A 13,761-nucleotide genomic window follows, 5' to 3' on the forward strand; every position below is an offset into this window, starting at 1 on the left:
GGAGTTTCAATGACCACGACAGCTGAAGCCTTGAAACCTCTTCTTTGGGAACCCAAAAACCTGGTACGCGCGATCCAGGCCGCTGGCGTCACGCTATGGTCGTGGAATGTGGACACGGATGCCCTGGCGATGGACGATCATGCCTATGACTTGTGGGGCATTCCGCGTGGCCAGGATATCAATTTCGAAGACCTCTCAGCCTATATCCACCCGGCTGACCGTGATCGCGTCCGGGCTGCCTTTACGGCAACGAGAGCTTTGATCGGCGCCTATGAGATCGATTTCCGCGTCGTGATCGGTGAGGAGCTGAAATGGATTTCTGCTCGCGGACAGGGTGACGATGCCGGAATGGTCAAGCGGATCATGTTCGGCATTTTTATCGATGTCACCGGACGCAAGCAGGCGGAAGAAGGCCGTGAACTGCTGGCCGGCGAGATGAGCCATCGCGTAAAAAATCTGCTGGCGATCGCTGCTGGGTTAACGGCTATCACCTCCCGCTCGACCGAGACCACCAACGATATGGCGCGTGAACTGACGCTGCGGTTGACAGCGCTAGGTCGTGCACACGATCTGGTGCGGCCGGTACCCGGCCAGACGAAAGAAGCTTCTGCGCTTCTCGGCGACCTGCTTACGGTTCTGCTTGCGCCCTACGACGATCTCGGCGCATTCAGCGGGCGTATCCGCGTTTCCGTACCGCGCATGAGTGTCGGGGAATCGGCAACGACAATCCTGGCGCTGATCGTCCATGAATTGGCGACGAATTCACTGAAGTATGGTGCGCTGTCGGTGGGCACAGGCATTCTCGATGTGTCCTGCTCGGCACACGACGAAGCCGTCACCATCGTGTGGACGGAACGAGGTGGGCCTAAGGTTCGCGCACCGACCGGCGTCGGAGGCTACGGAAGCAAGCTTGTCGAGCGAAGCGTCACCGGCCAGCTTCAAGGTTCCATCAAGTATGAATGGTTCGAGGACGGCGTGGTGGTCACCCTTCACGTCAATCCGTTACGGCTTGCGAAGTAGCGTGGACATATTCGGATTCTGGTTCAGGACGCCGGCGTCATCCCGGAGAGGACCGATTTTGCCCATCTGACGGCAGCGTCGTAATCCGGAAATTGCGTGGTATCTACATCGTAGACCGGGCCTATTGCGGAGGGGCCAGCTCGCTTGGCGAGTTCGATCAGTTCCGGGATATAGGAAGCCCCGGGATGGCCGGGAAGGCGTTTCTCCAGCCTGGCAGCATATCGCTCTGCCAGGATCTCTCCCGGAGCGTGACACCAGATTTCGGCAATGTCCGTGGCGCCGGACATTTCTATATGCTCCTTGAGGAGTTCGAGCGCCTGGAAGCCGAACCACGCATCGACGATGAAGGTTGAACCATCGGGCGCATCCCGGATAACTGACCATATCGCCTTGTAGCTCGCCTTGCCGAGCGTCCGGTTGAACAGGCGGTCGACGTCTTCGATATATTCGAGAAAGGGGTTCTTGACCGTATCGAGGGCAAGGATCGGCCATCCCGTCGCCTCGGACACCGCATGCGAGAGACGGCTCTTGCCCGATGCGGGTATGCCATTGACCATGAGCACGCGCTTGCCGCTGGCCTGGCGCGAAGGCCAGCCTTGCCGCTGCCTCGCGAGTTCGTGGGCTGCGAGCCCTGCGCCGACTATGCCCGCATCGTCACCGAGTGCTGCGGCACTGACCGGCGTGCAGTTCCAGCCTGACACGGCCGGAAGAAACGCCAGCGCATCGACTGCCGCCTGGCCCATGCCTCCGCCGAGCAGCAGCATTGCCGGATCGAAGGCTGCCGATAGTGTTCCGAGCGCCGCGCGAAGCGGTCCCGCCCAGTTCCTGATGACGCCGAGGGCGCGGTCGTCTCCGTCCCGGGCCTCGCTGAGGATATCCTCGAACCGCGTTCCTGCCGGATATCCGGCTTCGTCGAGGTGGCGCCCAAGCGCGGTTCCCGACGATTCGGTTTCGACGCATCCCACCTGTCCGCAGATGCATTGCCGGCCGCCGTGGTTGACGACGATATGGCCAAGCTGCCCGGCACTTTGCTTGCCGTTGACGATACGCCCGTTTTCCATCGCCGCGCCGCCGATTCCAGTGCCGATCGTCAGCATCACGGCACTGCGGGCGCCGCGTGCCGCGCCGACGCCGGTCTCGCCGAGCAGTGCCATGCTGCAGTCGTTGGCAACGGCCACCGGCTTGCCGAACGCGCTTTCGATCAGCGTCTTGAAATCGCAGCTCGACAGATCGAGATAACCGCCGGACAGCACGGCCCCCGCATGGGCATCGACGCGCCCGGGAACGCCGATGCCGATGGCTACGGCTTGCGGGCCATCGATCTCGCGGATGAGGCCCGAGATGATGTCGATGGCCGTTTCCCGGTCGCGGCTCCCGGGAACGATCCTCTTGCTCAGGATCTCTCCGGTCGCCGAGATCAGTGCAGCGCGAATATTCGTGCCGCCGATATCGACGCCGATTGCACATTGCTGCGTTTTCATGTCTGCGACCGGACCTTATGCTGCCTTGCTGGTGCGCGTATTGTAATAGCGCGCAATGATCGCCTGGATATCCTTCAATCTCGAAACCGCGATCGTCGAAAGCTTCTTTTCCGAGATTTCCCGGTCGATCGAGATGCAGTCCTTCCACAGCGAACGGCCTGCAATGACGCCCGAAGCGCCGTTCTTCATGGCAGCCTCGACCTGGACGAGAAAGGTCTCGTGGTCGACCCCGGCCGACAGCACGGCCCATGGAACATTGCCGGCAAGCCTGGTGATGTTGGCGCAGGCTTCTTCTGAGCCAGGGTAAGGAATCTTCAGCACTTTGGAACCCAGCTCCAGGCAGGCACGCGACCCATCGAAGATCAGAGCAGGTACTTTCGCTTCGTATTCCGCAGGGCTTTCACCTTCGAGCCGGTAGGTCAGGAACTCGACGACGAGCAGCAGATCCTCGCGACCGAAATCTTCGATGAAGTGCTTCAATGTTGCAAGGTTCTGGGTGTTGGCCTCCGGCACATCCATGCGCAGATAGACCATGATCTTGCCGCCAGTGCCGCCAAGCTGGCGAACGCGCCGGGCATCGATGCCTTCCACCATCTTGGAAATTCGGTAGCCCTCCGGCGATGTGTCCCAACCGGATGCGTCTAGGCCGATCAGAAGCCCGGTGTCGCGCGGAAGAATGCCGCGATCGACGAGATGCGGTACCGCGCAGATCGGATCGACCAGCACGCAGCCGGCATGGGCGGCGAGGTGGCGGGTAATATCGGCCTTGGTATCGCCGAGCATGTCGTTGCCGATCTTCGCCTGCTCCTCGGGCGTGGAGGCGAGAAGCGACCGCATTCCGCCGCGCTGGTCGCACGCGATCACCATCATTGCGCCGTTGGCTCCGCAGATTTGCTGATACGCGCGCTGTTCCGCTGTCGTCATGGCTGTCATCACATCTACTCCCTGTCCGCTGAATTATGGGCGGTTGCTGATCAATTGCTCGACGGAGCCTCTGAAAACGGTCACAATTCTGCTATGCGCCACCGGGTGCGGTTGGCGATTGGATAGCCTTGATTTTTAGGCATTTCGGCAGGATTGCGGTTTAGCCGCTTTTCAGCGATAACTCCTCCAAGTCACGTTCATGTAACACGTTTCAGAAAGGAATTGCAAGAGTGCCTCCGCTGCCTTCGCAAGAAACTCCGGCATCGCGCGCCATGCTGCACATGGTTGCAAAGCTGCACTATGAGGCAGACATGTCGCAGGTCGACATTGCCAGGAAGGTGGGTGTCTCGACGGCAACGGTGTCCCGCCTGCTGCAGAAGGCCCGTGCAGTCGGGATTGTCAGGATCGAAGTTCTGGACCTTGCGTCACCGGACGAGATCAGGCTCGAACTGATCGACGCGCTCAAGCTGAAACGCGCTGCAGTGATCGATACGCCCGCGTCGGGGGTTCTGGGGTCCCTAGCCGCACCCTTGGGAAACCTGCTGAAAGAAGAGGGCCTCGGATCCGGCTCGGTGCTTGGCATAGGCTGGGGGAGGGCCATTCGCGAAGTGCTGATGGTTGGCCTGCCCCGTATTCCAGGCATGCTGGTGGTGCCGTTGAACGGCGGCATGCAGCAGGCGGCGCAGCACTTCCAGATCAATGAGTTTGTCCGCCTGGCTGCCGAACATGTCGGTGGCACGCCCCGGTTCCTGCACGCGCCGTATCTCTCTTCGACGGATTTGCGCGAGGCTTTTCTCAGCGACCCCTTCGTGCGCGAGACCACCGGCTTATGGGACCGCATGGATTGCTGCATCGTTGGAATAGGACTTCCACACGCCATAAATCCACCCGAGGCGAGTGCCGCCACGCTGAACGAGCAGGCGCTGAGTGCCGTCGGCGATGTCATCCGCCACTATGTCGACATCGATGGCCGGATGCTGACCTGGGTAGGCGAGGAGCGGATGATTGCAGCGTCGCCCGAGCAATTGCGTCGTACCGGATTGGCGATTGGCGTCGTTGCCACCGTAGAGAAGGCGGCCGGCGTCATCGGCGCAGTGCGCGCGGGCATGATCAATGCCCTCGTTACGGACACCGCCACCGCGCAAGCCATCCTCGACATTCTGCGCGCGGAAGCGACCAACTGAGCACTGCGAAAAGTCCCTTCGCAACTATGCAAAAGTAAAGAAATTCGTTTCAGGAAGAAATTTCACTTGACGAGAGGTGCGTCTCGGCATGAGGATCAAGCCGGCCGGTTTCCAGGAGGGGACGCCGTCTAGCATAGAACACCAGCTCATAATGGAGGAGACTATGAAGCGTCGTTCATTCTTCAAGGTTGCCGCTGCTGCGGCAATTGTCACATCCACAGCCCTGACCGCAGGTCACGCCGGCGCTGCGGACAAGAAATACACAATCGCACTCGTACCCGGCCTGACCACAGACGCTTTCTACATCACCATGCGCAAGGGTGCCGAGGCTGCTGCCAAGGCTGTTGGCGCTCAGCTGGTGTTCCAGGGTGCCCCGGATTTCAATCCGGTCACGCAGGTGCCGGTACTGGACGCCGTCATTGCCAAAAAGCCTGATGCCATCCTGATCGCCCCGACCGACAAGGACCAGCTGGTCCAGCCGCTGAAAAAAGCGAACGACGCCGGTATTCCGGTTATCACTGTCGATACGTTCATCGGCACGGGCGTGTACCAGACCGGCGCCGGCAATGCCGATTTCCCGCTCTCCTACATCGCATCCGATAATGTGCTCGGCGGTGAAATCGCTGCCCGCGCGCTGGCAACTGCCGTTGGCGACAAGGGCAAGGTCTATGTCTCGAACGTCAAGCCGGGCGTCTCGACGACCGACCAGCGCGAGCAGGGCTTCAAGAAGGAAATGGCCGCCAACCATCCGAACATCCAGGTGCTCGACACGCAGTTCAACGACAACGATGCCAACAAGGCGGCGTCCCAGGTTCAGGCGGTATTTGCCCGTAACCCGGATCTCGTCGGTGTGTTCGGCGCAAACCTGTTTTCGGCTCTCGGATCGGCCACAGGCGTCAAGCAGGCTGGCAAGACGGGCGCGGTCAAGGTCGTTGCCTTCGACGCACCGACCAGCATGGTCGACAATCTCAAGTCCGGCCTGGTGGATGTTGCCATCGCCCAGCATCCGGCTGAGATCGGCTATTTCGGTGTCATGGCCGCCTATGCGCACCTGACCGGCAATTCCATCCCGACCGCAATCGGCACGGGCTTTACCATCATCAACAAGGCCAATGTCTCCGACCCCAAGGTCGCGAAGTACATCTACTCTGACTAATCCAAAGGGCGCCCGCGGTCGGTCTCTATCCTCCGCGGGCGGTTTCCAGCGTCAATTTGTAACGCATGCAGCCTTAGGCCGCAGGCCCTGCTCCTGGATGAAAAAATGACAAGCACTGTCGAAACCCCGCCGAAGGCGGACCTGCATGTCGCGCCGCAGGCGGACCATGCCGACCAGACCAAAAGCCTGATCACACGGATCGCCCAATTGCGTGCCTGGTTGTTTCTCGCCGCGCTGATCCTGGTGTTCGAGATCTGGTCACGACTTTCGTTCGGCGGAACATTCGTGTTCTCGCCTTTCAACTGGCAGTCGATCGCCATCTTCGCCGTTGCGCCACTGCTTCTCGCCATCGGCCAGACCTTCGTCATCATTTCGGGCGGCATCGATCTGTCGATGGGCTTCATCATGGGGCTTGCCGCAGTGGTGGCCGCCCACATGACCAATATCGCCGGCCTCTACATGCCGTTGCCGGCTGCCATGGTCATCGGCATTCTCGTCGCCATCCTGGTCGCCACCATTCCGGGCGTGGTCAACGGGCTGCTGATATCGCGGCTGAAGGTTCCGCCCTTCATCGGCACGCTTGGCATGTTTGGCGTTGCACGCGGCGCGGCTTTCCTGCTCGCTGGTGGAACGACGGTGCCGGTCAACAACGACTATTTCGCCATCCTGGGCAACGGCCGCATCTTCGGCATTCCCTATCTGGTCATCGTCACGGCGGTGTTTGTGCTGCTCATGCATTACCTGCTCAGCCAGACCCGCTTCGGCCAGCATAACTACGCGATCGGCGCCAATGCACAGGCTGCCCGTCGCGCCGGGATCGATATCAAGCGCCATCTGATGCGGCTTTACATGCTGTCGTCGGCCTGTGCCGGCCTCGGCGGAGCGCTCTATGCCGCGCGTTTCACGGCAGGTGCTGCCCAGGCGGGCGAACCGCTGTTGCTCGATTGCGTTGCGGCCGTGGTCATCGGCGGCGCCAGCCTCTTTGGCGGATCCGGGTCGATCCTCGGAACCGTTGCCGGCGCGCTGGTCATCGCCGTTATCCAGTACGGTCTCGTCTTCCTCAATGTCGAACCCTTCTGGCAGTTCATCGCCGTTGGCGTCGTCATCATCATTTCGGTTCTCATTGACCAGGCCCAGCGCCGGTTCACCGGAGCAAAGCAAGATGAATAGCCAGACCCCCCTGCTCGAAGTCCGAAACCTGTCCCGCAGCTTCGGCGCGGTCAAAGCGCTGGAAAACTGCTCCCTGGTCGTCCATCCCGGCGAGGTGGTAGCTCTGGCCGGAGACAATGGCGCCGGCAAGACGACGATGATCAAGACGATTTCGGGCGTCTATCCGCCGACGTCCGGCGACATCCTCATCGAGGGCAAGCCTGTGTCGTTTTCATCGCCGCAGGACGCGCGGGAGAAAGGCATCGAGACGATCTACCAGGACTTGGCGCTTGCCGATAACCTCACCATCGGTGCCAACATCTTCCTCGGCCGCGAGCCGATGAAAAAGGTCTTCGGCTTCCTGCCGGTGATCGATCGCCAGGCTATGGCCGAGGCCGCCCGCAAGACGATGGCAACATTGGATTTCCACGTAAAACGGCTCGATGCGCCGGTCAGCAACTTTTCCGGCGGCCAGCGCCAGGCGGTGGCAATAGGCCGTGCCGTCTACTGGAATGCCCGCATCCTGATCATGGATGAGCCGACGGCAGCGCTCGGCGTGCCCGAGCAGCGCAAGGTCGTGGCGCTCATCAAATCCCTGAAAGCGCAGGGAAGAGGCGTGGTTTTCATCTCCCATAACCTGCAGGATATCTTTGCCGTCTCGGACCGGATCGTCGTCCTCCGCCGCGGCATCGTCGCCGGCGAAAGAAAGATTGCCGAAACCACCCATGACGAGATCGTCAAGCTGATGATCGGCGGATAGTTGCCGGTCGGCTGATTTCTCCAAACGGCGACGCAGGTCGCCGTTTGTGTGACAGCATGCAAGGGTGCCGGCATTGGCCCTAATAACCCTGCGTAAAAGGTAGCTCATCCCGCAAACAGTACGTTTTAGGTTGCATCTCCCGTCGGCGGTTCTAGGTTTCTTCCGCAACGCGCTCTTGCACGTTGATCCGCATGATCCGGGAGGAGGAAAATCTTGTCAGACCCAGCCACCACGACCACGGTGCCTTACACGGCCGAGGAAACCCGCCACCGCATCGTTGCGATCATGGCTGCATCTTCGGGCAACCTCGTGGAATGGTTCGATTTCTACGTCTACGCCTTCACCGCGCTGTATTTCAAAAGCTCGTTTTTCCCCAACCAGGATCCGACGGTCCAGCTGCTGCAGACGGCCGGGGTTTTCGCTGCGGGCTTCCTGATGCGGCCGATCGGCGGTTGGCTCTTCGGCCGCGTCGCCGATCGTCTCGGGCGCAAGACCTCGATGCTGATCTCGGTGTCGATGATGTGCGGCGGCTCGCTGATGATCGCGGTCCTGCCGACCTATGCACAGGTCGGCGTCCTCGCGCCCTTCCTGCTGCTGGTCGCACGGTTGATCCAGGGTCTGTCGGTAGGCGGTGAATACGGCACGACCGCAACCTACATGTCCGAAGTCGCACTGCGCGGCCGGCGCGGCTTCTTCTCGTCTTTCCAGTATGTGACGCTGATCGGCGGGCAACTGCTGGCGGTGCTGGTGATCGTCGTTATAGAGGCGCTAATGACCAGCGAGCAGATCACCGAGTGGGGCTGGCGCATTCCATTCGCAATCGGTGCCGTCGCGGCCGTCGTATCGATTTTCCTGCGTCGCACCCTGACCGAGACCCAGAAAGCTGAAACCCGCAACAGCAAGGAAGCGGGCTCGCTCTCGGCACTTTTCCGCAACCATACCCCCGCCTTCCTGACGGTCCTCGGCTACACCGCCGGCGGGTCGCTGATCTTTTACACCTTCACCACCTACATGCAGAAATATCTTGTCAACACGGTCCACATGCCGGTGAAAACGGCGAGCTACGTGATGACCGTGGCGCTGTTCCTCTACATGTGCATGCAGCCGATATTCGGTGCCCTGTCAGATCGGATCGGCCGCCGCAACAACATGCTGCTGTTCGGCGGGCTCGGCACTCTCTGCACGTTGCCGATCCTCGTCACGCTGCAACACGTCACCGATCCCGTCATAGCCGGCATCCTGATTGTGGTCGCACTCGCCATCGTCAGCTTCTACACTTCGATCAGCGGCATCGTGAAAGCCGAGATGTTTCCGGCCGAAGTGCGCGCGCTTGGCGTGGGTCTCGCTTATGCCGTGGGCAACGCTATCTTCGGCGGCTCCGCAGAATTCGTGGCGCTATCGATGAAAAACGCCGGAAACGAGCAGCTGTTTTACTGGTACGTCACCATCATGATGATCATCGCGTTCCTCGTCGCCCTAAGACTCCCCCGCCAGGCACGCTACTTGCACGACGATCATTAAGTAAGGGCGGGTTCGCGCCTGAGTATTGCGTGTTTGAGGATCTCGGCAGGAGGTAATGATGGACTGGTCGTGGCGAGGGCTGAGGCGCTCATATCTAACGACGCCTGTGCTGCTGCGGTCTATTCCGGTCGGTATGGTCATCGCATGCGGCGTGGTTGCCACCAGCTGGACGCATAATTTGCTGAGCAACCATCAGCAACTCGTCGTCCACGCCTATCAGGTCATAGATACCACCAAAGACGTACTGATCGGCCTCGACGATGCCGAGACGGGACAGCGGGGATACCTGTTGAGTGGAGATAGTCGTTATCTGGATCCCTACGAGAAGGCCCTGACGAGACTGACTCAACTGCGCACGACCCTGGCGGTATCGATCTCCGACAACACAGTTCAGGTGGAACGGGTGCGCAGGCTGAATGGTCTGATCGACGAGAAGCTCGCGGACTTGCAGCGATCGATAACCACGCACGACGCCAAGGGTTTCGAGGCGGCAAGGACGATGGAACTCGAAATGATGCAGAAAGCCACGATGGACAGCATCCGGCGGGTCATCGGCGATGTGACCGAAACCGAAAAATCACTTCTTGCCGCCCGACAGAAAAAGGTGGATCGGGATGAGATGCTTATCCGTGTGGTCGCCATCCTCGTCGGTCTCGCATCGTTCCTCACCCGCGCCGGTATTGAAGTCTACCTTGCAAGGACCGGGCGTGCACCGGTTGCAAGCCCTGCTACAGACGCAGCCGTCCCAAGCCAGAGCTTGGAGAAAGACTGTTGAACGCTGGCATGCCCGACTGCACGCGACATGCTCTCGGCCGCTGAAACGCAAGTTTTCTAGGATACAGGCTAATTGGTCGGTTAGCGTTGTTTGGCATAGTTTGAAAATTCCCGGTGTTGCGCTTTCCACTTTCAGCCACGGATTTGAGGGCAACGTTCACGCCCTTTGTCGACACTCCCCGATTGGCCGCCGGTTCCCCCAAATTGCTGCACTGCCACAAATTTAGCCACTGAAAAACGGTGCGACTTTTTTAGCGTCGTGCGCTTGACAATTTATGGCCGGTAAAGCTTTTTATCAAGATCCAGTAAAACAGACGTATGTCCGGTATATTGGACAGTCAATAAATCATCTTTTCAAGGGGAACGTCATGACCTTTTCTATTCGTGCCGGCCTGATCGCCCTGGCCGCAGCAGTCGCTTTTTCCAGCCCCGTTCTTGCCGACGGCAGCAAGCTCGATGAAGTGCTTGCACGCGGCCACCTGGTAATGGGTACCGGCAGCACCAATGCGCCGTGGCACTTCAAGAGTGCGGACGACAAGTTGCAGGGCTTCGATGTCGATATGGGCCACATCATCGCCAAGGCTTTGTTCGGCGATCCGGACAAGATCGAATACGTCAACCAGTCGTCCGATGCCCGTATTCCGAACATCACCACGAACAAGGTCGACATCACCTGCCAGTTCATCACTGTCACCGGCGAGCGCGCCCAGCAGATTGCCTTCACCATTCCCTATTACCGCGAAGGCGTCGGCCTCATGCTGAAGGCTGACGGCCAGTATGCCGACTATGCCGCGCTGAAGGCGGCAGGCTCGTCGGTCACCGTTTCTGTGCTGCAGAATGTCTATGCCGAAGCCATGGTCCACGCGGCGCTTCCGGACGCCAAGGTCGACCAGTACGACTCCGTCGATCTCATCTACCAGGCCCTGGAATCCGGCCGGGCCGATGCTGTCGCCACCGACCAGTCATCGCTCGCCTGGTACATGACCCAGAACGCCGGCAGGTATAAGGATGCCGGCTATGGCTGGAACCCGCAGACCTATGCTTGCGGTGTCAAGCGCGGTGACCAGGATTGGCTGAACTTTGTCAACACCGCTCTGCATGAAGCGATGACCGGCGTTGAGTTCGATGCCTACGCGAAGTCCTACAAGACCTGGTTCGGCAAGGACCTGACACCGCCGCAGATCGGCTTCCCGGTCGAATTCAAGTAACTGGCTCAGGGGAGCGAGGCATCCCTCGCTCCCTTTTTCTGCGAGGACGACCATGGGTTACACGCTGAATTTCTCTGCGGTCTGGCGCAATTTCGATTTTCTCTGGAGCGGTTTGGCGTTGAGCCTCGGCCTGGCGATTATCTCGATCGTGATCGGCGCCGTTATCGGCTTGGTGGTGGCATTCGCCCTGCTGTCGAAACAGCGGTTCGTGGCGATCCCGGCGCGCTGCTATGTGACGCTGATACGCAACCTGCCTATCCTCGTGCTGGTCCTGTTTGCCTATTTCGCGCTGCCGCAGATGGGATTCAGGCTAGACAAGGTGAAAAGCTTCATCCTGGTGCTTTCCCTCTATTCGGGCGCCTATCTGGCGGAAGTATTTCGCGCCGGGCTGCTGTCCATTCCGAAGGGCCTGACCGAAGCCGGCCTCGCCATCGGCCTGACCTCGAGCCAGATCCGCACCTCGATTATCGCGCCGCTGATGTTCCGGAACGTGCTGCCGTCGCTGTCCTCGACGATCATATCCCTGTTCAAGGACACATCGCTTGCAGCGACCATTGCCGTGCCGGAACTGACCTTCGCCGCCCGCAAGATCAATGTCGAAAGCTTCCGTGTCATCGAGACATGGATGGTCACCTCCGGTCTCTATGTCGTCACCTGTCTTCTCATTGCTGCCGTCATGCGCTTCTTCGAGCGCCGGCTGGCGCTGCCGAGGTAAGCCGATGTCCCACAGTTTCCTCGAACAGCTCTGGATTGCCCGCTATGTGATCGTCAGCGGGCTGATGATGACGATATCGATCTCGCTGCTGGCCATCCTTGCCGGCTCGGTCGTCGGTGTCTTCGTCGGGCTCGCGCTGGCCTACGGCAACATGGCGCTGCGGTTTGTCGTGCGGGCCTATACCGACATCATCCGCGGCACGCCGGTTCTCGTGCTTGTTTTGGCCAGCTACTATGTCTTGAGTGCCGTCGGTCTTGACCTCGGTCCTTTTTCTGCCGGCGTGCTGGCGCTGGCGATCTTCTGCTCGTCACATGTCGGCGAGATCGTACGCGGCGCGCTGCAGGCAATCCCCCGGGGCCAGACGGAAGCCGCCAAGGCGATCGGCCTGACGTTCACCCAGACATTCACCTCCGTGCTTTGGCCGCAGGCGTTGCGCCAGTGCCTTCCGGCCTGGGTCAACACGGCTGCGGAAATCGTCAAGGCATCGACGCTGCTTTCGGTCATCGGAGTGGCTGAGCTGTTGCTGCGCAGCCAGGAGATCATCTCGCGCAACTTCATGAGCCTGCAATTCTATTTCCTCGCAGGCGCCCTCTATTTCGCCGTCAACTTCGGGATCGAGCGCTTTGGCAAATTCGTCGAGCGCAAGACCATGCTGCCATCTTGAGGAGGCTTGCCAATGGCCAGGACTATGCTTGAAATCAAAGGCCTTCGGAAAACCTACGGCCACCATGAGGTGCTGCAGGGCGTCGATTGTTCCGTCGCGGAAGGCGAGGTGATCTCGATCATCGGCTCGTCGGGTTCCGGCAAGACGACGATGCTTCGCTGTATCAACATGCTCGAGGAGTTCCAGGGCGGAACCATCAACCTTGATGGCGAGGAGATTGGCTACCACATCGAAGGCAGCTCGCGCCGTCGCAAGAGCGAACGGGAAATCGCGCGCCAGCGCGCGCTGACGGGCATGGCCTTCCAGCAATTCAATCTCTTTCCCCATATGACAGCGGCCGAAAATGTCATGCTCGGTCTCGTCAAGGTGAAGAAGATGCCGAAAACCGAAGCCCGGACGCTTGCCGAGCGCTGGCTCGATCGCGTCGGCCTCTCGGCGCGCAGCAATCACTATCCCGGCCAGTTATCGGGTGGCCAGCAGCAGCGCGTTGCGATTGCCCGGGCGATCGCGATGTCCCCGCGCCTGATGCTCTTCGATGAGGTAACCTCCGCGCTGGACCCGGAACTGGTCGGGGAAGTGCTTCAGGTCATCAAGGGGCTGGCGGCAGATGGCATGACCATGCTGCTGGTCACGCACGAGATGCGTTTTGCCTATGAGGTGTCGTCCCGGGTTATCTTCATGAACCAGGGTGTCATCTGCGAAGAGGGCGATCCAAAGGAAATGTTCGTACAGCCGAAGACCGAGCGGCTCGCCGAGTTTTTAAAGACCTCGAGTTTCAATTAAGCAGGAAAGTGAAATATTATGACGATCAAACGTTATGGCGCCGGAGAAAAAGGCGCTGGCGGTCAACCCCTTCCGTTTGCGCGGGCCACGGAAGCCGGTGGCTGGCTTTATGTTTCCGGTCAGGTTCCCATGGAGAACAGCGAGATCGTGCCGGGCGGCATCGTCACCCAGAGCCGGAAGGCCATCGACAACATGATAGCCATCCTCGAGGAGGCCGGCTACACGCTTCAGGATGTCGTGCGCGTCGGCGTGTGGCTCGACGATCCGCGCGATTTCTTGAGTTTCAATGGCGTCTACGCCGAATATTTCAGCGAAAACCCTCCCGCGCGCGCTTGTGTCCAGTCGCGCATGATGGTCGATTGCAAGGTCGAGGTGGATTGCGTCGCCTATCGCTCGGATCGCGCCTGAATATTGGAGAAATG

14 protein-coding genes are annotated in these 13,761 nt (G+C 59.9%); 12 read left to right on the plus strand and 2 right to left on the minus strand.

All coding sequences use genetic code 11. From position 1 onward, the window contains the following. The first annotated feature begins 9 nt into the window (after window positions 1-9). Window positions 10-1,020 (plus strand): sensor histidine kinase, encoded by a 1,011-nt coding sequence (locus tag PR017_RS25810; RefSeq protein ID WP_111221200.1) that lies wholly within the window; start codon window positions 10-12, stop codon window positions 1,018-1,020. 23 nt (window positions 1,021-1,043) lie between these two features. Here the strand turns inward: PR017_RS25810 and PR017_RS25815 are convergent, their stop codons facing one another. Beyond that, window positions 1,044-2,501 (minus strand): ROK family protein, encoded by a 1,458-nt coding sequence (locus tag PR017_RS25815; RefSeq protein WP_111221201.1) that lies wholly within the window; start codon window positions 2,499-2,501, stop codon window positions 1,044-1,046. Window positions 2,502-2,516: 15 nt separating this feature from the next. Then, window positions 2,517-3,434 carry a tagatose-bisphosphate aldolase gene (locus PR017_RS25820; RefSeq protein WP_111221202.1) on the minus strand — a complete coding sequence of 306 codons (918 nt, stop codon included), beginning with the start codon at window positions 3,432-3,434 and terminating at the stop codon, window positions 2,517-2,519. 263 nt (window positions 3,435-3,697) lie between these two features. Here PR017_RS25820 and PR017_RS25825 point away from each other — a divergent pair, with 263 nt between their 5' ends. From PR017_RS25825 to PR017_RS25875, 11 genes are all read left to right on the plus strand, one after another. Then, window positions 3,698-4,609, plus strand: a complete 912-nt coding sequence (locus PR017_RS25825) for a sugar-binding transcriptional regulator (RefSeq protein ID WP_111221252.1) — start codon at window positions 3,698-3,700, stop codon at window positions 4,607-4,609. Window positions 4,610-4,772: 163 nt separating this feature from the next. Beyond that, entirely contained in the window at window positions 4,773-5,765 is a 993-nt protein-coding gene (locus PR017_RS25830; RefSeq protein ID WP_111221203.1) for an ABC transporter substrate-binding protein, read from the plus strand. A 105-nt stretch (window positions 5,766-5,870) separates the two neighbouring features. Then, the gene (locus PR017_RS25835; protein ID WP_111221204.1) at window positions 5,871-6,935 is read left to right on the plus strand and encodes an ABC transporter permease subunit; all 1,065 of its coding nucleotides are present in this window, start codon (window positions 5,871-5,873) and stop codon (window positions 6,933-6,935) included. Further along, window positions 6,928-7,674: an ATP-binding cassette domain-containing protein gene (locus PR017_RS25840; protein ID WP_111221205.1), complete on the plus strand. Its 747-nt coding sequence runs from the start codon at window positions 6,928-6,930 to the stop codon at window positions 7,672-7,674. Before PR017_RS25835 ends, PR017_RS25840 begins: the two co-directional genes overlap by 8 nt. Before the next feature lie 213 nt (window positions 7,675-7,887). Beyond that, entirely contained in the window at window positions 7,888-9,195 is a 1,308-nt protein-coding gene (locus PR017_RS25845) for an MFS family transporter (RefSeq protein ID WP_111221206.1), read from the plus strand. A 151-nt stretch (window positions 9,196-9,346) separates the two neighbouring features. After that, the gene (locus PR017_RS25850; protein ID WP_161959346.1) at window positions 9,347-9,970 is read left to right on the plus strand and encodes a CHASE3 domain-containing protein; all 624 of its coding nucleotides are present in this window, start codon (window positions 9,347-9,349) and stop codon (window positions 9,968-9,970) included. Between the two features lie 367 nt (window positions 9,971-10,337). Further along, entirely contained in the window at window positions 10,338-11,177 is an 840-nt protein-coding gene (locus PR017_RS25855) for a transporter substrate-binding protein (RefSeq protein WP_111221208.1), read from the plus strand. Between the two features lie 52 nt (window positions 11,178-11,229). Then, a complete protein-coding gene (locus PR017_RS25860) occupies window positions 11,230-11,892 on the plus strand; it encodes an amino acid ABC transporter permease (RefSeq protein WP_111221209.1) in 663 nt (220 codons plus the stop codon). 4 nt (window positions 11,893-11,896) lie between these two features. Next, the gene (locus PR017_RS25865; protein ID WP_111221210.1) at window positions 11,897-12,556 is read left to right on the plus strand and encodes an amino acid ABC transporter permease; all 660 of its coding nucleotides are present in this window, start codon (window positions 11,897-11,899) and stop codon (window positions 12,554-12,556) included. 12 nt (window positions 12,557-12,568) lie between these two features. Further along, window positions 12,569-13,339 carry an amino acid ABC transporter ATP-binding protein gene (locus PR017_RS25870; RefSeq protein WP_111221211.1) on the plus strand — a complete coding sequence of 257 codons (771 nt, stop codon included), beginning with the start codon at window positions 12,569-12,571 and terminating at the stop codon, window positions 13,337-13,339. Window positions 13,340-13,357: 18 nt separating this feature from the next. After that, on the plus strand, window positions 13,358-13,747 hold the full coding sequence (locus PR017_RS25875; RefSeq protein WP_111221212.1) for a RidA family protein: 390 nt from the start codon (window positions 13,358-13,360) through the stop codon (window positions 13,745-13,747). The last annotated feature ends 14 nt before the right edge of the window (window positions 13,748-13,761 follow it).

Source organism: Rhizobium tumorigenes, assembly GCF_003240565.2.
In the GTDB taxonomy this organism is placed as follows: domain Bacteria; phylum Pseudomonadota; class Alphaproteobacteria; order Rhizobiales; family Rhizobiaceae; genus Rhizobium; species Rhizobium tumorigenes.

Bases quoted from the DNA above. Each gene is read 5' to 3' on its own strand.
- PR017_RS25810 (WP_111221200.1), top strand. From the start codon at position 10: ATGACCACGACAGCTGAAGCCTTGAAACCTCTTCTTTGGGAACCCAAA.
- PR017_RS25815 (WP_111221201.1), bottom strand. From the start codon at position 2,501: ATGAAAACGCAGCAATGTGCAATCGGCGTCGATATCGGCGGCACGAAT.
- PR017_RS25820 (WP_111221202.1), bottom strand. From the start codon at position 3,434: ATGACAGCCATGACGACAGCGGAACAGCGCGCGTATCAGCAAATCTGC.
- PR017_RS25825 (WP_111221252.1), top strand. From the start codon at position 3,698: ATGCTGCACATGGTTGCAAAGCTGCACTATGAGGCAGACATGTCGCAG.
- PR017_RS25830 (WP_111221203.1), top strand. From the start codon at position 4,773: ATGAAGCGTCGTTCATTCTTCAAGGTTGCCGCTGCTGCGGCAATTGTC.
- PR017_RS25835 (WP_111221204.1), top strand. From the start codon at position 5,871: ATGACAAGCACTGTCGAAACCCCGCCGAAGGCGGACCTGCATGTCGCG.
- PR017_RS25840 (WP_111221205.1), top strand. From the start codon at position 6,928: ATGAATAGCCAGACCCCCCTGCTCGAAGTCCGAAACCTGTCCCGCAGC.
- PR017_RS25855 (WP_111221208.1), top strand. From the start codon at position 10,338: ATGACCTTTTCTATTCGTGCCGGCCTGATCGCCCTGGCCGCAGCAGTC.
- PR017_RS25860 (WP_111221209.1), top strand. From the start codon at position 11,230: ATGGGTTACACGCTGAATTTCTCTGCGGTCTGGCGCAATTTCGATTTT.
- PR017_RS25865 (WP_111221210.1), top strand. From the start codon at position 11,897: ATGTCCCACAGTTTCCTCGAACAGCTCTGGATTGCCCGCTATGTGATC.
- PR017_RS25870 (WP_111221211.1), top strand. From the start codon at position 12,569: ATGGCCAGGACTATGCTTGAAATCAAAGGCCTTCGGAAAACCTACGGC.
- PR017_RS25875 (WP_111221212.1), top strand. From the start codon at position 13,358: ATGACGATCAAACGTTATGGCGCCGGAGAAAAAGGCGCTGGCGGTCAA.